Source organism: Allopusillimonas ginsengisoli, assembly GCF_004153455.1.
GTDB classification, from domain to species: domain Bacteria; phylum Pseudomonadota; class Gammaproteobacteria; order Burkholderiales; family Burkholderiaceae_B; genus Allopusillimonas; species Allopusillimonas ginsengisoli.
The window spans coordinates 934,732-953,128 of record NZ_SDQE01000001.1 but is presented as its reverse complement, the minus strand read 5'-3'; the positions used below and the strand labels follow the sequence as shown (position 1 = coordinate 953,128).

Genomic DNA, 18,397 nt, shown 5'->3' with positions numbered 1-18,397 from the left:
TTTCAATTTGCGTTACCGAGCCATGTCTTGCAATTACGAACCTCTTGTCCCCGCAGAACCCGCCCTGGATGCGCATGGCATTCCAATGAGCCGTCATTATGGGGATATCTATCATCCGCAGGCGGGTGCAATACAGCAGGCGCGCAATATCTTCATCGGCGGCAACCGTCTGCACGAACGCTGGCGTGGCCTTGCGTCGTTTACTGTTTGCGAGACGGGGTTTGGCCTGGGCAACAATTTTCTGGCGCTGTGGCAGGCATGGCGCAGCGACGCCAACCGGCCCGCCCGGCTCCACATGGTGTCGATCGAGGCGCACCCTTTCGAGCGCGAGGACCTGCACCGGTTGTTGTTGCGGCAGCACGACGGCGCGATGCGGCAACTCGCGCTGGCGTTGGTGGATGCCTGGCCACCGCTGTTGCCGGGCATGCACAGGCTGGAGTTTGAGGGTGGGGCGCTCACGCTGACACTGGCTTTCGGGCCGGTTTCCCGCGTGCTGCGCCAGGTGCAGGCACAGGTTGACGCCTTTTTTCTCGACGGCTTTGCCCCGCGGGTCAACCCGGACATGTGGACGCCTGCGGTGTTTGGGCAATTGACGCGCTTGGCCGCGAAAGACGCGACCGTCGCAACATGGTGCTGTGTCGGGCAGATGCGTCGCGATTTGCGTGACGCCGGCTTTCTGGTTCAAAAGGCGCCGGGCTTTAACGGAAAACGCGAAATCACCATCGCGCGGCTCAGGCCCGAGCTGGGGCGGCGGCGTGAGCCGCCGGGGGTGGCCGCGCCGCAACCGGTATTGATTGTTGGGGGAGGGCTTGCCGGGGCAGGCGTGGCCCATTCGCTGGCCTTGCGGGGGCACGAGGCCCATGTCTTCGATCCCGTCTTTGAACTTGGATTGGCGGCCAGCCATCGTGGTCATCATGCCGCCGCGCTGTCGCCGGTCATCAGCCGGGACGACGACATACGGGCCCGTTTGAGTCGTGCGGGCGTGCTGCGCGCCCTGCAGCGCTGGGGGAGCCTGCCCGGTCAGCCACTGCTGTCCTGCGGTACCCTGGACTTGGCCCTGGATGAGGATGATGCGCGAGCTCGGCGTGAAGCGCTGGCGTTTTTGCGGTTTCCTGAAACCTGGGTGCGCTGGCTCGACGCCGACCAGGCGTCACGGCAGGCAGGTTTGCCGCTGCGCAAGGGGGGCTTGTTTTTTCCTCACGGCCAATGTGTGCGACTGGCCCCGTTGCTCGAGGCGTTGCTGGGACGACCGGGGGTGCAGTGCCATGCGGCGACCATCGCAGCCTTGCGGCGTGATGAACATGGTCAGTGGGCCGCCATGGACGAAAATGGGTGTGTGCTGGGTCAGGCGCCGCAGGTCGTGCTGGCCAACGCTCGTCATGCAGCCCAACTGATGGGTTCGGTTTCGGGCATGCCAGCCATGCCGGACCTGCCGGGTCTGCGCGGTATATACGGCATGGCTGGCCAGGTTAGCTATTATTGCGAGGGCGATGTGCCGAATTCCCGCACTATTCTGGCCGGCGCAGGTTACATCTTGCCCGCTCTGGAAGGCCGCCAGCTTGCAGGAAGCACTTATGTGCTGGATGATAAGGGGGCCGATGTAACAGAATCGGGCCGTCGCCAAATATGCGATAAGCTGGAGGCCTTGCTGGGCATGCCGGTGGGTGCGCTGGCCGATGTGCCGACCCAGGGAGGTTGGGCAGGTTGGCGTGCGGCAGTGAACGACAGGCTGCCGCTGATCGGCCCCGTTGGCGGGCGTACCGGGCTGTGGCTGGCCTGTGCTTACGGTTCCCGAGGGCTGAGCTGGTCTGGCCTGGCGGGTGATGTGATTGGTGCCACGCTGAATCGCGAACCTCTTCCCCTGGAACGGGAATTGCTAGCAAAAATCGCTGCCCGTTGATCGCTTTTTCACTTTCTGAAAAAGCCGAAAAACTAGCGCGATTTTATTTTGTGGCTCAAATCCGTCAAAATAATGACTTTTGAACGTTTTTGGGCGTTAGCCCCTAAGGATTGCGCTGTGCCGCCCAAGTCTGATCTTGCTCACGTGACGCAACTTGTTTCGCTGGACTTTGTAACGTCCAAATCGACGCGCGCCGAGTTCTCCCTGTCTGAAATGGGGCTGCAACTTGAGGTTGAAACTCATGCTCCCGGTGTCTACCGCCTGCGTTGCGGTCGACCAGGTGCCTTGCATCCCGAAAAACCCAGCCAACGGGCACGTGCTCAGGCAGAGATGCTGCTGGCCCGCCAGGAGGCGGTCGGCGAGCTCTCCCTCAGCTCCGACCCTGGCGCGCCGGGCCAGGGGTGGCGGCTGGAGCAGGGTGATGTACTGCTCGAAATCTTTTGCGACCCCTTCCGATTCTCTGTATCGCGCGGGGATGAACTGCTTTTTTCGACCAGCGACGACGCTACCCTGGCGTGTGCCCTGGACGGCGACGCGCCGGTTTGGCACTTCTGTGCAGAACTGGACGGCGATGACGCCCTGCACGGCGCCGGGGAATCCGGCGGCGACCTCGACCGACGCGGCGTACGCCTGGTCTCAGACGACCCTGCATGCCGCGTGCTGCCACTGGTCTGGAGCACCAAGGGCTGGGGGCTGTACTTCAACACCCTGGCTCGCGTTGAACATGATCTGGGCCACGCAGATGCCGATCTCTATCAGGTCACGCTGCACGATGCCGTGCTGGATATGTTTCTTTTCGTGGGCGAGCCGGCCGAGATCCTCAATCAGTACACCGCGCTCACCGGCCGCGCGGGCCAGCCGGGTCTGGCGCCCATGGGGGTGTGGCTGGATCAGGCGCCGGGGCAGTCTACCCAGGACATCCTGCAGGTGGCCCAGTCCTTCCGTGAACAGCAGTGGGGCCTGGATGTTGTCAATCTGGCGCCGCCTGCGCCATTTGGGTTTCTGGCAGACAAGCCCGCGTTCGAGTGGGAGCCATCCCGGGTGCCAGACGTGCGCGACCTTGTCAGCCGATGCGAGGCCAGCAATCTGCAGCTGGCCGTGTCAACCTATCCGGGCGTGCCTGCCGATACCGAGCTGTTCTCAGAATGGGAGGACAGGGGCTGGCTGCTGATCAACGACAATGGTGATGCCCACATATTTGACGGCAACGAAGTTACAGGCGGGCGGCGCTTCGGCCTGCTGGATCTCACCAACAAGGACGTCTACAAATTATGGGCAGAGCGTCAACGCCAGTGCGTGGATGAAGGGCTGACAGCGCCCGTGTGCAATGCGCAGTTTGATATACCCGACGGGATTACCGCGCGTGGCGGGGAAAGCGGCGCGGTGCTGCGCACCATCTATCCGCTGCTGGCCCGCCGCGCACTGTTCGAGGCGGTCGCTGGCCACAAGACGCCCCAAGAGGGTGTGATCTGCAGCCGGGATCTTTTCCCGTCGGCGCAACGTTTTGCCTGGCAAAGTGGCCCCCGTACCGGCAACAACTGGGAAGCGCTCGAACATACGCTGCGCACCTCGCTCTCGCTGGGTGACAGCGGCATTTCTGTGCAAACGCATACCTTGGGCTCGGCCCTGCACCCCGTGGGGGACATGACGCCAGAGCTTTATATCCGCTGGCTGGCCATGTGCGTATTCTCGGCCAATTTCAGCTTCCAGGCTTCACCGCAATTGCTGCCCTCGGCCTTCGATGCAAGCACTCAGGAGCTCGTCCGCCACTGGCTGCAGTGGCGCTACCGCCTGGTGCCTTATGTTCTGGGGATCATCGAAGATGCGGTGCGCTCTGGGCTGCCTGTCCAGCGCTCCATGGCGCTGGCCTTCCCCGGAGATCCCGTCGCTCAGGCCTGGGACACCCAGTATCTGCTGGGCCCTGCCTTGCTCGTGGCGCCCGTTCTGCAGCCAGGCAAGCAGGTCAAGGTCTATCTGCCCAAGGGCGATGCCTGGTGGGATCTGAACACCGGTTGGCGCTACGAAGGCGGAACAACCTGGACCGTCGAAGCTGGCCTGGACACGCTGCCGCTCTTTGGCCGCGAGGGGCATATGCTTTGCCTGGGGCCTAACGCGCAGCATGCTGGCGAGTTCAATTCGGCCCGCATCCTCGACGAGGTCTGGATGTTCGGTATGCCCGAGAACAGCCCGGTGGTGATGCGTAACAAGATTCGTGTCATGCAAATGCAGGGCTCCAGCTACATTAAGGGCCTTGAAGGGCTGCGGATCCTGCCCTCCGAAGGCCTGGAGGTCAAGCGCCGCGGGGCAGAAGTCCGGATTTCACGCGCACGCTAGCCCGTTGTCGCTGGCCGTTGACCGCCCTGCGATGGGCGGCCGCTGAATATTGGCCATGCGTCAGGCGATGGATATTTTTGTCTGACGGATGGCCACCCTTGGGGCGACAGTCATCCGCGGTCGCCAGGCCGTTCATTTCGCTGGCGCCGCATAGCGGCTTCGGGCGCCGGGTTGCGATGCGCCGGTGCGGCGACATCTACCGTCAAGACGGGGTTGAACCGGGCATTTTCCAGCACGCCATCACGTATGTAGCCCCTGGGATTGCAGATCACGCGGGTTCCTTTTACGTTGTAATCGAAACTGTCGTGTGTGTGCCCGTGTATCCACAGGGCCGCGCGTTCACTGCCCATCAGGGGTTCGCAGTCTGACACAAAACAGGCATTGATCGGCGATCCTGCAAAGCGCGGGTGAATACTGCGCTTAGAGGGGGCGTGATGGGTAATGACGACCGTGGGCATGTCGTTCGCTGAGGGGCCTTCTTCGAGCTGTTGGCTGAGCCAGGCCAGGTTGCGGGCGAAGAGCGCTTCCATATCGGCAGGCGAGAATGGTGTGCCAGGCGTGACATCGGACTCGATGCGGCTGAAATCGCGGATCAGCGCCTGGGCCTGATGGATGGCCAGCTCGCGTTCCGTCGGGCCCTGCAGGTCAAAATTGCTCCATAGGGTGCTGCCCAGGAACCGCACACCATGCAGCGTGATCTCGTTGTTATCCAGCAGATGGACATGCGTGCCTTCGGTGAGGCGCCGCAGCGCATCCAGCGTGCGGCCGATCGCATTGCCGTAGAACTCGTGATTGCCGGGCACATAGAGCACCGGTATGTCGAAGGATGAAAGCGCCCAGTCGACCGCCGCTTGTGGGCGGCTGATGTCCCCGGCCAGCACCACAACGTCTGCCTGTGCCGGGGGCAGCGCCAGCCCGGCCTGGCCTAAATGCAGGTCAGACAATATGCGTAGCCGCACGACGTTTGGGTTGCGGATATCTGCAACGGACTGTGCTGGTTTGACAGGGTTTTTCAAACACGTCATAATCTCGCCCTTCGGTTGGGTCGTTAGCTCAGTTGGTAGAGCACCGGACTTTTAATCCGTTGGTCGCGCGTTCGAGCCGCGCACGACCCACCACTGATACCGGAGGGCTGCATATCATGCAGCCCTTTTTTTTGTATCTTGGTTTGCTCATGCAAAGCCTGCCTGGCGCCAGCGGGTGGGGTATCCAATTTGGATCGGTTGTCATGCCTGCCGGCTATAAGCAAGTTCCAGAATACAACAAGTGCTTATGTTAAATTAAGCGGCTTCACAGTGCGGTTGCTGTGCCAAATTGCCACCGCCACTGGACTTCCCGATTTTTCACCGTCTTCCATCTTGATCCGTCTAGAAAATATTCACAAGACCTATGCATCGCCGGGCCGTGTTTCCCACGCGCTTGCTGGGGTGGACCTGCATATAGCCCAAGGCGAGGTGTTTGGCATTATTGGTCGCTCGGGGGCCGGCAAGAGCACGCTCATACGCATGCTGAATCTGCTGGAACGCCCTTCCGAAGGGCGAGTACTGGTGCGCGGCCAGGACATTACCCAGTATAGCGACGCGCAATTGAGGGAATACCGGCAGCGCGTTGGCATGGTGTTCCAGCATTTCAACTTGCTGCGATCACGCACGGTGCTCGATAACGTGCGCTTCCCCTTGCGGCTGGCGGGGCTGGACCGTGCCGCGCAAACCGCCCGCGCCAACGAAGTCCTGGACCTCGTGGGGCTTTCCGAGCATACGACCAAGTATCCCCGGCAGTTGTCGGGTGGCCAGCAACAGCGGGTAGGCATTGCCCGTGCATTGGCCAATCGTCCCGAACTGCTGTTATGCGATGAGGCCACCTCTGCGCTGGATCCCGAAACCACGCAGTCCATTCTGCGCCTGCTGCTGGACATCAACAAGCGTCTGGGGCTCACGATTGTGCTGATCACTCACGGTATGGATGTGATCCGCACGGTGTGCGACAAGGTGGCAGTGATCGAGGCCGGCCGTATTGTCGAAGAGGGCGACGTGCTGGATGTTTTTCTGCATCCTCAACATGCCGTGACCCAGTCCTTGCTGTCCGAAAGCGGCATGGACGCCGATGGCTGGCGCGATATGGCGCAAGGAATTGGTGGCCGATTGTTCAGACTGAGTTTTCGTGGCGACGCCACCATACAGCCTATGATGAGCCGTGTCAGCAGGGAGCTGGGTGTAGACCTCAGTATTCTCCAGGGCTCGGTAGGCAGCATCAAGGGTACGCCCTATGGACAACTGGTCGTCTCCGCACAGGGAAGGGCGGAGGGGCTGCAGCGCCTCGCCGCGATGCTGGCGGCAGAGGGCATAGAGTGCGAGGTGCTTCGGCCATGATGCTTGCAAACATAGACTGGCCGCTCATGCTCGAGGCCACAGTAGATACGCTATTGATGACAGGGTTCTCGCTGCTGTTCACGGTTGTGATTGGCCTTCCGCTGGGCGTGCTGCTATTCTTGACCAGCAAAGGCCAGATGATAGAGAATGCGCCCATCTACCACGTGATGTCCTTCGTGGTCAACGTGCTGCGTTCCGTCCCCTTTCTGATCTTGCTGATTGTCATGATTCCCATGACGCGGATTCTGGCAGGCACCTCGCTGGGCGTGCAGGGGGCCGTGCCCCCGCTGGTGGTCAGTGCGGCGCCGTTCTTTGCGCGCCTGGTGGAAAACGTATTGCGGGAACTGGATCCGGGTGTCTCGGAAGCTTGTCGCGCGATGGGCGCCAATTCCCGTCAGACCGTCCTGATGGCGCTTGTACCCGAAGCCACCACCGGCATCGTTGCGGCCATCATCGTCACGGCGATCGCGCTGGTCGGCTATTCGGCCATGTCGGGCGTGATCGGGGGCGGGGGGCTGGGTGACTTGGCGCTGCGCTTCGGATACCAACGCTACCAGACCGATGTCATGGTCGTAACCGTGGTTATCCTTGTCGTGCTGGTCCAACTGCTACAAGTATTTGGCGACAAGCTCGTTGCCAAGTTGAATCGAAAATAAACCTTGGGCAAGCCGGCATGCCGGCCAGCCTTTTCCAATGCATTTATTTGGTAGATAAACAGTCTCTTTCAGGAGTCGCTCATGTTTCTCAAGCATTTTGTTCCTGCCCTGGCACTGGGCGTTGCGGTACTGGTGGCGGCGCCCGCACAGGCCGAAAAGCTCAGCGTGGCCGCTACGCCGGTTCCGCACGCCGAACTGCTCGAACGCGTCAAGCCCGTGCTGGCCAAAGAAGGTGTCGATCTGGATATCAAGGTATTCACCGACTATGTGCAACCCAATCAGCAAGTGGCCGAAGGCCAGATTGATGTCAATTTTTTCCAGCATCAGCCTTATCTGGACTCATTCAACAAAGAGCACGGCTCCAAGCTGGTGACGGTGGGCCAGGTGCATGTAGAGCCTTTCGGCGCATACTCCGACAAGATCAAAGACATCAAAGACCTGAAGGAAGGCGCGCAAGTTGCCTTGCCTAACGACCCTTCCAATGGTGCACGCGCACTGTTGCTGCTGCAAAAGCAGGGCCTGATCAAGCTCAAGGATCCCAGCAACATCCTGGCCACGTCACGTGATGTGGTCGACAACCCCAAAAAGCTGAAATTCCGTGAGCTGGAAGCCGCGACGCTGCCGCGCGTATTGCCAGACGTAGACCTGGCACTTATCAATACCAACTATGCCCTGGAAGCCGGCCTGAACCCCACTCAGGATGCGCTGTTCATTGAAGGGTCCGATTCGCCCTATGCCAACATTATTGTGACCACAGAAGCCAAAAAGGACGATCCTGCCGTCAAGAAACTGGTGGCCGCGCTGAATAGCGACGATATCAAGACCTACATTCTGGAGCACTACAAGGGAGCCATCGTTCCCGCCTTCTAAGGCTGTTTTCCTCCCCGTAGACTAGCGCCCACGCAACGGGTGGGCGCCTGCGGTGACGCAACTGCACGAAATTCGACTAGTCGGATTTCGGGGCTTTGGTGGCCATGGCCAAACCGGTTTTGTTTGGGGATTTCCCTTAAAACCCGTCTGTTTTAGTGCCTGTCAGGGCGGGTTTTCAGCGGTGTTGAAGCTGGTATCGGTTACCATTGCGCTTTTAAAGGAGTCGTTATGCTCAAAAATAAAGTTAAAGCAATCCTCGCCGGGCTGACGCTTGCGCTGGCACTGCCCGCCACGAACGCGATGGCCCAGGACAAGACCCTGCTGGTCGCCACCGATACCGCATTCGTGCCTTTCGAGTTCAAGCAAGACGGCAAATACACGGGTTTCGATATCGAATTGTGGGAAGCGATCGCCCAGGAAGCCAACCTGAAGTACGAGCTTCGTCCGATGGATTTCAATGGCATTATTCCCGGCCTGCAAACGGGTAACCTGGATGCGGCGCTGGCCGGCATCACGATCCGTGATGATCGCAAGAAAGTCATCGATTTTTCCGACCCTTACTACGAAAGCGGCCTGGCCATTCTGGTCAACAACGATAACAGCGATATCAAGACCGCCGACGATCTCAAGGGCAAGACGGTGGCGGTGAAGATCGGCACGGCAACGGTTGATTTCCTCAAAGAAAACGTCCCCGAGGCCAAGCTCAAGCTATTTCCCAACATTGACAACGCGTTTCTTGAACTGGCAACTGGCCGTGTGGATGCCGTCGTGCACGATACGCCCAATGTCCAGTACTTTGCCAACACGGGCGGTAAAGGTCGGGTGAAGGTGGTTGGCGCGCTCAAGAGCGGCGACTACTACGGTATCGCATTCCCCAAGGGCAGCGACCTGGTGCCAACCGTGAACAAGGCGCTCAAGGCTTTGCAGGACAACGGCAAGTACGACGAACTCTACACAAAGTGGTTCGGCGAAAAAGCCGCAAAGGTTCAGTAACTCAAGACTGACGCGATACGGCGACCGGGTGCCAGCACTGGGTCGCCGTTTTTTGTTTGCGAACGTCCGCTCTTGTTCGGCGTTCAACTTTAGAGGCGATCAACGTGACTTTCGACTGGTCTGTCATCTGGGCGGCGATGCCCAGCCTCATGGAAGGCGCAAAGCTGACAATACAAATCACCTTGCTGGGTTTGATTGGCGGCACGATCATTGGATTCTTGACGGGGGTTGTGACCACGTACGTGCGCGTACAGGTAACCCTGAAGACGGTACTGGCCGCCGTGGCGACCATTGTCGTGCTGTATCTGTTGGCAAGGCTGGCGTCATGGATAGGCAGTACCGTCCTGTCCGGTGTGCCGGATTGGGCCTGGACGGCGCTGCAGGCGGCGATCGCCATTGCATTGCTGGTGCGCTTTGCCGCCTACATTCCGATTGCGCTGTCGTTCTTGTCGCAGCTTTATATCCTGGTGATACGCGGCACGCCTATTGTTGTGCAGGTCATGTTCATCTATTTTGCCGTTCCGCTGATTTTCGGCTGGCGTATCGAAGCGGTTCCCGCCGCCATCTTTACGCTGATCATCAATTCGGGCGCCTACATCGCAGAAATTGTGCGCGGCGCCCTGCAGTCCGTCCCCAAAGGCTTGAAAGAAGCAGGTCAGGCCATGGGGCTGCCGTTCTACAAGATACTGCTGTACATCATTGGTCCGGTGGCGTTGCGTCGCATGATTCCTGCGATGGGCAACCAGTGCATCATCAGCCTGAAGGATTCATCGCTGTTTATCGTGATTGGCGTGGCTGAGCTGACGCGCCAGGGGCAGGAAATCATTGCCAGCAATTTTCGGTCGGTCGAAATATGGGGCGCTGTCGCAGTCATCTACTTGCTGCTTACCGGCTTCATTGCCGCGACGCTCAAGTTTGTTGAACACAGGACACAGATCGTATGAGCATTGTCGAATTCAAGAACGTGACCAAGCGGTTCGGCCCCAACACCGTGCTGGACGGCATCGATCTCACCATTGAAAAAGGCGAGGTTGTCGTGATTGTGGGCCCGTCAGGGTCGGGTAAGTCCACATTGCTGCGCTGTATCAATGTGCTGGAGACGATCCAGGAAGGCGATATTGTCGTCAACGGCCTGAGCGTTCGGGGCAAAGGCGCGCAGGTGCGCGAGTTGCGGCGCGAAGCGGGCATGGTGTTCCAGCAGTTCAATCTGTTTCCGCAACTGACTGCGCTCGAAAATGTGATGTTTGGCCCTATCCACACGCGTGGCGCCGCCAGAAAGAAGGCCCGCGAAGAGGCGGTAGCCCTGCTCGAGAAAGTGGGGCTGGGCGCCCGGGTCGATCATTATCCCGGGCAGCTTTCGGGCGGCCAGCAGCAGCGTGTGGCCATTGCACGCGCGCTGGCGATCAAACCCATTCTGATGCTATTCGATGAGCCTACTTCTGCGCTGGATCCCGAGCTGCGGCATGAAGTTCTGCGCGTGATGCAGGATGTGGCCGAAGAAGGCATGACCATGGTGGTGGTCACGCACGAAATGGAATTCGCGCGCAAAGTGGGTACGCGGCTGATTTTTATCGATGAAGGCAAGATCGCGGAAGACGGGCCGCCGGCAGAGCTGCTGACCAACCCGCCCAGCCAGCGGCTGAAGGATTTCCTTCAGCACGTGGCGTGATCTGGCAAGGGCGAACTTAGCGCTGAACGATCAGAGTGCGCGTGGCGACCACTTTGGGTGAGCCTTCGCTCCGGATTTTGATGGCGACCTGCCTGGGCCTGAACCCTTGGGGCATATCGGCCTGCCCCGAGAGCTGGGTATACCGTTCGAGCGACAGATCGATGGGCGGCAAATTGATATTGCCGGCGCGCCCATTGGAATATGTGCCTGCCACGATCATTTCGGCATTGCCTGCAAAGCGCGATGCCTTTTTCTCGTCTTGCATGAGCAGTACGTCGTAGACCAGCTGGCCGTCCTGGTTGTGGAACGATGCGGCACGGATGCCCGGCGATGTCCCGCGGGGATCTGGCGGCATGGCGGCGGCAAACATCAGGATGTCTTTCTTTTGGGTTTCGACGGTTTCCCTGGCCTGGGCCAACTGCTTTTCCTGTGACGCCAGCCTGGCCTTGGCATCGGCCAGTTCCCGGGTTTGATGGTTCAGCTCGGATTGCAGGCGTTGCTTGTCCATGTTCAGGCTGTTGAGATCGTAATGCAACTGCTCGGACTGCTCAACGGTAAGCCGTTGCGGGCCGTAGCTTTTTTGCAGGAACAGCAGGCCGCCCGCGCCCAGCACGACGCCAGTGAGCATCAGCACCAGCCAGCGCGGAATGCGCCGGGAGCGGCGCGTTGTTCCATAAGCCGTAGGCTTGAATACATGGCGTTTGGAGGAACCGAACATAGGTATTTTTCCTGGATGACACGCGACGGGGCGGGGTAAGCGCCTCGCGAAAAACTGCAAAGGATAGACTGGATTGTGGACAGGCGACAGTAGCAGGAAACACTGGTTGCGATTTGGCAAATGTTGAAACATAACTTTGCCCGTTGACGCTGCTGCCCGTCTCGACGCCTGAAGATCTGCTTAAACGGACAGCACAGTGTAAGCGCACGTTAAAGTGTAACGTGCCTGCCGTGCTGCTGCCAAGGGCAGCGGCATCAGCCAGCCAGGCGCTGATTCAGCAACGCAAGCCGCTCGGGTGTGCCGATATCTTCCCATTGGCCGGCATGATGGCTGCCCGTCACTTTGCCGGCCGCCATTGCGTGTCGCAACAAGGGGGCGAGGGGCGCCGAGACGCCGGGCTGCAGGCCGCTGAAGAGGTCAGGCCGGTAAATGCCTATGCCGGCGAAGGTAAGTGTGCGTGACGCGCCATCAGGAACGCCAACAGTTTGGTTGGGATGCAATATAAAGTCGCCCTTGGGATGCTGCGCGGGGTTATCCACCAGCAGTAACCAGGCGTGCAGGCCTGGATCCGGCCGCGCCTGGGCGATCCCTCGCGCCAGCGCGGGATCCCAGTCGCACCAGACGTCGCCGTTGATGACCAGGAAAGGTTGGGCGTTGAAAAAAGGTAAGGCCTGGACAATGCCGCCTGCGGTTTCCAGCCCGCCCGCCGGTTCGGGAGAATAGCGAATGCGTACGCCCCACCTTGCGCCATTGCCCAGCAGGGCTTCAATTTGATCCCCAAGCCAAGCGTGATTGATGATGATGTCGCGTATGCCCGCGGCAGCCAGCCTTTCTATGTGCCATACGATAAGCGGCTTGCCGCCCGCCTCGAGTAAAGGCTTGGGCGTCGCGTCGGTGAGCGGGCGCATGCGCTGGCCGCGTCCCGCCGCCAGAATCATGGCACGCATCAGAATGTAAACCCTGTTGCGGTCTGCCGGCCTTCGAGCTTGTCCAGCAGGCGCATCAGGGGGCGGAACACCCCATAACGGGAAGCGACCTGGCGCACATAGGCGCTGACACGCGGAATGTGGTCCAGATAATGGTGTTTGCTATCGCGGTGAGACAAGCGGGCAAACACGCCCAGAATTCGCAGGTTGCGCTGCAGGCTCATCCACTCGTAGGCGCGGTGGAACGCCGCAAAATCCGGAGAAACGGGCAAACCTTGCGCGCGGGCGGTTTCCCAATAGCGTATGGCCCAGTCAAGTTGCTGCGGTTCTTCCCAACTGGTGCGGGCGTCCATGACGAGCGAGGCAATATCGTAGGTAATGGGGCCGATCAGGGCATCCTGGTAATCAATGATGCCGGGCTGCTCTGTGTTTTGATCCACCAGCAAATTGGGCGAATGAAAATCGCGATGCACCAGGACACTGGGCTGGCCGATGTTATCGGCGACCAGCATGGCAAAGGTGTCGCGCAACATGGTCTGCTCGGCATCAGTGAGTGCTGCATTGCAGTGCGTCTGGGCATACCATTCAGGAAACACCGAAAGTTCTTCCATCAGCCGGGTGGCGTCGAAGGCATGCAGGCCCTGGGTGCTCGCCTGCTGCATGCGCACCAGTGCGCCCAGCGCGCCGCGATACAGCGTTTGCAGGCTGGCGTCATCCAGGCCCGCCTGGACAGCCTGATAAAACGTAACGCGGCCAAGGTCAGACAGGAGCAAAAAACCGTCGGACTGATTCTGAGCAAGGACAGTGGGCACATTCAGGCCGGCTTCGGCCAACAGGCGGGTAACATGAACGAAAGGTCCGCAGTCTTCATGCGGCGGTGGCGCATCCATGACGATGACCGTGCCGTGGCCGGCCTGTAACCGAAAATATCGGCGAAAGCTGGCGTCGCTGGATGCAGGTTCCAGAGTGGACATGTCTAGTTCATGCTGGCCGGCGAGGCCGTTCAGCCATTGTTGCAGCGCTAGAAGGCGTGTGTCGGTACTTAGGTTGGTAACAGGATTCATGTTTGGGGCGAGTGACTGGGACGAAAACCGGCGGAGCATGCTTTAATCACGCTTACCGAGCCTTCTCTATAATACCGGGTTGCCAATCCCCGTGTGGGGGGCTGTGCCAAAATATGGTTTGTTTTCTGGAGACCTTTTCCTCGTGCGTTCGGTCTGGTGGGCAGTATTAATCGCTATCGGCGGGTTGCCGGCGGCGCAGGCACAGCAGCCTGCCTCGTCGGAGCTATCGCGGCCTGCCGGGCTCACCATTGCCCCCAAGCTTCAACTGCACGACAGGCTCAACGATAACGACATGTCTGCCTTTACCGTGGCCGACAAAATGGAAACCGACGAAGACGGCCGCATTATTCTTACCGGTTCCGCCGAGGTGCGCCGCAACGATGCGGTGGTCAAGGGCGATTACATCGATTACGACCGCGCTACCGGGCAAACGCGTGTTCGGGGCAATGGCCTCATCATGCGCGAAGGCAGCATAGTTCGAGGATCCTCGCTGGACTTCAACGTCGACAAAGACTCCGGCGAAATCAACGATCCGAACTTCTGGCTCGGGGGCACGGGGGGGAGCGGCGTGGCAAGCCATGCCGACATTTTCAGCAAAAGCCGTATGCGGCTTACCGATGTCACCTATGCGGGTTGTCCGTGCCCGGATCCTGCCTGGTACATATCGTCGCCGCAAGTGGATCTGGATTTCGACGAAAACGAAGGCATCGCGCGGCACGGCGTGCTGTATTTCAAGAACGTACCCATTCTGTATTCGCCTTATCTGACATTCCCGGTCAAGAAAGAGCGCAAATCGGGGTTGCTGGTGCCCACCTATGGCACCACATCCAATAGCGGGTTCGAGTTTTCGCTGCCTTATTACTTCAACCTTGCGCCCAATTACGATGCCACTTTGACGCCACGCTATCTGAGCAAGCGCGGGCTGATGATGGGCGGCCAGTTCCGCTATCTGGGCAGGGGCTACAGTGGGCAACTGGATGGCACCTACTTGCCCAGCGACAGCAAAACTGGCGAGAAACGCTGGCTTTTCATGGCTCAGCACAAACAGAACCTGGGCGGTGGCTTCCGGGCGGCGTTCGACGTGCGCCGTGTATCCGATGATGACTATTTCCGGGATTTTTCGTCTTTTGGCCTCGCCGAATCAACATTCAATTATCTGCCCAGCTCGGCAAGGGTTAGCTGGAGCGGGCTGAAGTATTTCAGCGCTTCGCTTTCCGCGTACAAATACCAGACGCTGCAGGATTCCACAGCGGGTTATTACGCGACACCCCAGTACGACAAACTGCCCGAGCTCTATGTTCGTGGCGCCCGCTACAACTGGGGCGGTTTCGACCTGGTGTCCGAGAACTATGTAACCAAGTTCAGCATGCCGTTTTATACCGGTCGGTATTCGGGGCCGATTTTCGACAAGTGGCGCGACACTCATCGCGGGCCGGACGGCACGCGGTTTTCGTCCTACACAACGTTCGCCTATCCTATCGTGCGCGCTGGCTGGTATGTAACGCCCAAGGTCGGCTTGCACATGAGCCAGTACAACACTGACTGGTATCCCGGCGATCTTCCCCGCTACGCGGGTTTTCCGCATACGCAATCGCGCGTGCTGCCTATCATGTCGCTGGATGCGGGCATGACTTTCGAGCGCAAGACCACGTTGTTTGGCAATAACGCCATCCAGACCCTTGAGCCGCGTGTTTATTACCTGAATGTGCCTTATCGCGACCAATCCGAGATTCCCGTGTACGACACGAGTATTGCGTCGTTCAATTTTGCCCAGGCATTCAGCGAGAACATATTCTCGGGGGGCTGGGATCGCATCGCCAACGCCAACCAGGTCACGATCGGCCTGACCTCGCGCTGGCTCGACGAAGAAAGCGGCTTTGAGCGCCTGTCGCTGTCCGCGGCGCAGCGCCTGTATTTTGAAGACCAGAAAGTAGCGCTGGGTGCTGAAAAACTGCGCACCAATCACAAGTCTGATTATTTGTTCGGCGCCTCGGCGGCGCTTACCGATACACTGAATGTCCGCTTCGATGCACAATGGAATCCGGACTCCAAGGACCGCAACCGCATGTCCGCAGGGCTGCGCTGGAACCCGCAACGGCTCACGTCCGTGTCGCTGGCCTATCGCTACGAGCGCGACCCGCGCCTGATCGCAGATCCCATGCTGGTTATCGATCCGGAAAACGACCGCACGCGCGAGCAGGTTAGTTTGGGAGGCCAGTGGCCGCTCACCCGCAAGCTTTATGCCATGGGGCGTTTTGATTATTCTTTACAGGAAAAGCGTGGCACGCAATCCATCCTGGGCCTGGAGTACAAAGGCGAATGCTGCTGGACAGCCCGTATGGTGATGCAGCGTTATGCCGTGTCGAAAGAAGACGTCAACACGGCGCTGTTCTTCCAGCTTGAGCTTGCCGGCCTCGGCTCGCTTGGGTCAGATCCCATGAGCCTGCTGCGCGACCGGATCATCGGTTATGAATCCGTCACTCCCCCAACATCAGAAAAAACCACCTTCGAGAGGTATGAATAATGCGTAGTCTGCATGTCAATCGCTGGCTAGCGTCCATACTGGTTAGCCTGGTGGGCGCGATCCTGCCGGCCACCATGGTGGCGGCACAGCCCACCAACGCGGCCGGCACCGCCAGGCCTGTGGCCCCGCCGACGGAACCCTCGTCATCGGGGCAATTCGTCGACGGCATTGCCGCGGTCGTGAACAAGCAAGTCATCACATTGCGGCAGCTCGACACGCAGGCCCAGGTGGCCCGCCAGCAGATGCAGCAGCAGAACGTCCCCATCCCCCCGGATGACGTACTGCAAAAGCAGGTGCTGCAGCGGATGATCACCCAGGAGCTCGAACGCCAGGAAGCGGATCGCCTCGGTATACGCGTTACGGATGTCCAGGCCCAGCGCGCGGTGCAGACTATCGCGCAGCGCAACAAACTCACCGAAGCGCAGTTGCGCGCCGAGATCGAGAAATCCGGCGTTACGTGGGACGCTTATCTGGATAACCTGCGTCAAGAAGTTCGCATGGATATGCTGCGCCAGCGCGCTGTCGACAGCAGCATTCAGATTTCCGATGCGGAGATCGACGCCTATTTGCGCAATCAAAAAAACCAGGGCAGCCGTGGCCCGCTGCTAGGCTCGACGCCTGCGCAGACCCAGGCGCCTGCTGCGTCGGCAGGCCCCGACGTGCTCGGTATCGCGCAGATTCTGGTCGCTGTGCCCGAAGGCGCTTCGTCCGCGCAAGTCCAGCAACTCAGGCAGAAGGCGGAAGCGCTGCTCGCCAAGGTGCGTGGCGGTGCGGATTTTGCAGGCGTGGCCGCGGCCTCGTCGGATGGTCCGCAAGCGCTTGAAGGCGGCGTACTTGGCGTGCGGCCAACGCAAGGCTGGCCTGATCTCTTTATCAACGCCACGCGCAATCTGGCTGCCGGACAGATCAGCGACATCGTTCAAAGTGGCAACGGCTTTCATATTCTCAAGGTGCTCACGCGCGGCGAGCCTTCCGCTGCCCCCGCGCCCGCGCAGGCCAGGCCTGCAGGGCCGCCGACACTGGCAGGCCAGCAGGCGCCGGCGCAGCATGATGGTCCCATGATGGTGACCCAAACACATGCGCGACATATCCTGATCAAGGTGTCCCAGGTGATGTCGGACGAACAGGCGCGCACACGTCTGGAGCAACTGCGCCAGCGCATTCTCAATGGCGAGGATTTTGCTGATTTGGCCAAGCGCTACTCCGAAGACGCCAGCGCGCCGCAGGGCGGAGATCTGGGCTGGCTGTCTCCAGGAGAAACCGTGCCTGCGTTCGAGCAGGTCATGAATTCGCTGCAGCCCAATCAGATCAGCGAGCCGATACGCTCGCAATTCGGGTGGCACCTGATCCAGGTGCTGGAGCGTCGCAATAAAGATATGGGCGATGAGTACAAGCGCATGCAAGCGCGGCAGGCGCTGTTCGAGCGCCGTCTGGAGCCTGCATTCGACGATTGGCTCAGCCAGCTTCGCGGACAGGCCTATATCGACAACCGCCTCGACCCGTCGTCGAACAGCGGAAGGCGCTGAGGCCATGCCGCATCAGGCCCGCAAGCGCTTTGGCCAGCATTTTCTTGTTGACGAGGGCGTTGTCGAATCCATCGTGCGTGCCATTGCGCCTGCCCGAGGCGATACTGTTGTGGAGATCGGCCCAGGCTTGTCCGCCCTGACCGAACCATTGCTGAATGCACTCGACCACCTGACCGTGGTCGAGATCGACCGGGATCTGGCCGCGCGCCTGCGGCGCGCCTATCCGGCGGATCAGCTCACGGTGGTGGAGGGCGACGCGCTCAAGGTGGATTTTGCCGAGCTTGGTGCGAAGCTGCGCATCGTCGGCAATTTGCCATACAACATTTCCAGCCCGTTGCTATTTCATCTGGTGGCCTGTGCAGATCAGGTGCTGGATCAGCATTTCATGCTGCAACGTGAAGTGATCGATCGCATGGTGGCGCAGCCCCGCACGGGCGACTACGGGCGTTTGTCGGTCATGCTCCAGGCGCGTTACGACATGGAAAAACTGTTCGATGTTCCGCCCGAAGCATTCGATCCGCCGCCCCGGGTGGTGTCTGCGGTGGTACGCATGATCCCTCTGCCCGCATCACGGCTGCGGCCACGCAGTGACAAGGTCTTTGAACTGGTAGTGGCCAGGTCGTTTGCACAGCGTCGCAAGATGCTGCGACGCGGACTGGCCGACTGGGCGCCGCATATCGATTGGGAAGGGCTGGGCATACCGCCTACCGCGCGCGCCGAGGAACTATCTGTCGCGCAGTTTGTTGCCCTTGCCGACGGGCTGGTCGACGCGGGTTTGCTGCAGCCTTAGCGCAAGGTGGCGGCCCGCGGCTATCGGCGGGCGCCGTACTTAATGTGGACGATGCCGG

At 59.9% G+C, this 18,397-nt stretch carries 15 protein-coding genes and 1 tRNA gene; 12 read left to right on the top strand and 4 right to left on the bottom strand.

Annotated elements, in window-relative coordinates; genetic code table 11:
* The first annotated feature begins 22 nt into the window (after positions 1 to 22).
* A complete protein-coding gene (gene mnmC / locus ERE07_RS04720) occupies positions 23 to 1,900 on the top strand; it encodes a bifunctional tRNA (5-methylaminomethyl-2-thiouridine)(34)-methyltransferase MnmC2/FAD-dependent 5-carboxymethylaminomethyl-2-thiouridine(34) oxidoreductase MnmC1 (protein WP_130007617.1) in 1,878 nt (625 codons plus the stop codon).
* Positions 1,901 to 2,017: 117 nt separating this feature from the next.
* Positions 2,018 to 4,234, top strand: coding sequence for a glycoside hydrolase family 31 protein (locus tag ERE07_RS04715; protein WP_130007616.1), 2,217 nt, complete (start codon positions 2,018 to 2,020; stop codon positions 4,232 to 4,234).
* A gap of 110 nt (positions 4,235 to 4,344) precedes the next feature.
* Here the strand turns inward: ERE07_RS04715 and ERE07_RS04710 are convergent, their stop codons facing one another.
* Complete coding sequence (locus ERE07_RS04710) at positions 4,345 to 5,259, bottom strand: metallophosphoesterase (protein ID WP_342366233.1); 915 nt, start codon at positions 5,257 to 5,259, stop codon at positions 4,345 to 4,347.
* A gap of 17 nt (positions 5,260 to 5,276) precedes the next feature.
* On the opposite strand from ERE07_RS04710, the gene ERE07_RS04705 reads away from it, so the two are divergent.
* The 7 genes from ERE07_RS04705 to glnQ all read left to right on the top strand — a co-directional run bounded on the left by ERE07_RS04705 (position 5,277) and on the right by glnQ (position 10,791).
* Positions 5,277 to 5,352, top strand: a tRNA-Lys gene (locus tag ERE07_RS04705).
* Between the two features lie 240 nt (positions 5,353 to 5,592).
* Positions 5,593 to 6,603, top strand: a complete 1,011-nt coding sequence (locus tag ERE07_RS04700) for a methionine ABC transporter ATP-binding protein (RefSeq protein WP_130007615.1) — start codon at positions 5,593 to 5,595, stop codon at positions 6,601 to 6,603.
* On the top strand, positions 6,600 to 7,259 hold the full coding sequence (locus tag ERE07_RS04695; RefSeq protein ID WP_130007614.1) for a methionine ABC transporter permease: 660 nt from the start codon (positions 6,600 to 6,602) through the stop codon (positions 7,257 to 7,259). Before ERE07_RS04700 ends, ERE07_RS04695 begins: the two co-directional genes overlap by 4 nt.
* 81 nt (positions 7,260 to 7,340) lie before the next feature.
* Entirely contained in the window at positions 7,341 to 8,129 is a 789-nt protein-coding gene (locus ERE07_RS04690) for a MetQ/NlpA family ABC transporter substrate-binding protein (RefSeq protein WP_130007613.1), read from the top strand.
* A gap of 228 nt (positions 8,130 to 8,357) precedes the next feature.
* The gene (gene glnH, locus ERE07_RS04685; RefSeq protein ID WP_130007612.1) at positions 8,358 to 9,122 is read left to right on the top strand and encodes a glutamine ABC transporter substrate-binding protein GlnH; all 765 of its coding nucleotides are present in this window, start codon (positions 8,358 to 8,360) and stop codon (positions 9,120 to 9,122) included.
* A gap of 164 nt (positions 9,123 to 9,286) precedes the next feature.
* Complete coding sequence (locus ERE07_RS04680; RefSeq protein WP_425330955.1) at positions 9,287 to 10,066, top strand: ABC transporter permease subunit; 780 nt, start codon at positions 9,287 to 9,289, stop codon at positions 10,064 to 10,066.
* Positions 10,063 to 10,791, top strand: a complete 729-nt coding sequence (glnQ, locus tag ERE07_RS04675) for a glutamine ABC transporter ATP-binding protein GlnQ (RefSeq protein ID WP_130007611.1) — start codon at positions 10,063 to 10,065, stop codon at positions 10,789 to 10,791. The genes ERE07_RS04680 and glnQ overlap by 4 nt, the downstream gene beginning before the upstream one ends.
* A gap of 16 nt (positions 10,792 to 10,807) precedes the next feature.
* Here glnQ and ERE07_RS04670 read toward each other — a convergent pair whose 3' ends face one another.
* The 3 genes from ERE07_RS04670 to ERE07_RS04660 all read right to left on the bottom strand — a co-directional run bounded on the left by ERE07_RS04670 (position 10,808) and on the right by ERE07_RS04660 (position 13,499).
* Complete coding sequence (locus ERE07_RS04670; RefSeq protein WP_130007610.1) at positions 10,808 to 11,509, bottom strand: DUF6776 family protein; 702 nt, start codon at positions 11,507 to 11,509, stop codon at positions 10,808 to 10,810.
* 254 nt (positions 11,510 to 11,763) lie between these two features.
* Positions 11,764 to 12,456: an N-acetylmuramate alpha-1-phosphate uridylyltransferase MurU gene (gene murU / locus ERE07_RS04665; protein ID WP_130007609.1), complete on the bottom strand. Its 693-nt coding sequence runs from the start codon at positions 12,454 to 12,456 to the stop codon at positions 11,764 to 11,766.
* Positions 12,456 to 13,499 (bottom strand): aminoglycoside phosphotransferase family protein, encoded by a 1,044-nt coding sequence (locus ERE07_RS04660; protein ID WP_130007608.1) that lies wholly within the window; start codon positions 13,497 to 13,499, stop codon positions 12,456 to 12,458. Before ERE07_RS04660 ends, murU begins: the two co-directional genes overlap by 1 nt.
* A gap of 142 nt (positions 13,500 to 13,641) precedes the next feature.
* Here ERE07_RS04660 and ERE07_RS04655 point away from each other — a divergent pair, with 142 nt between their 5' ends.
* The 3 genes from ERE07_RS04655 to rsmA are packed head-to-tail and all read left to right on the top strand — an operon-like array spanning position 13,642 to position 18,339.
* Positions 13,642 to 16,023 carry an LPS-assembly protein LptD gene (locus ERE07_RS04655; protein WP_130007607.1) on the top strand — a complete coding sequence of 794 codons (2,382 nt, stop codon included), beginning with the start codon at positions 13,642 to 13,644 and terminating at the stop codon, positions 16,021 to 16,023.
* Positions 16,020 to 17,549, top strand: a complete 1,530-nt coding sequence (locus ERE07_RS04650; protein WP_209021090.1) for a peptidylprolyl isomerase — start codon at positions 16,020 to 16,022, stop codon at positions 17,547 to 17,549. Before ERE07_RS04655 ends, ERE07_RS04650 begins: the two co-directional genes overlap by 4 nt.
* A gap of 4 nt (positions 17,550 to 17,553) precedes the next feature.
* Positions 17,554 to 18,339, top strand: a complete 786-nt coding sequence (gene rsmA, locus ERE07_RS04645) for a 16S rRNA (adenine(1518)-N(6)/adenine(1519)-N(6))-dimethyltransferase RsmA (RefSeq protein ID WP_130007605.1) — start codon at positions 17,554 to 17,556, stop codon at positions 18,337 to 18,339.
* The last annotated feature ends 58 nt before the right edge of the window (positions 18,340 to 18,397 follow it).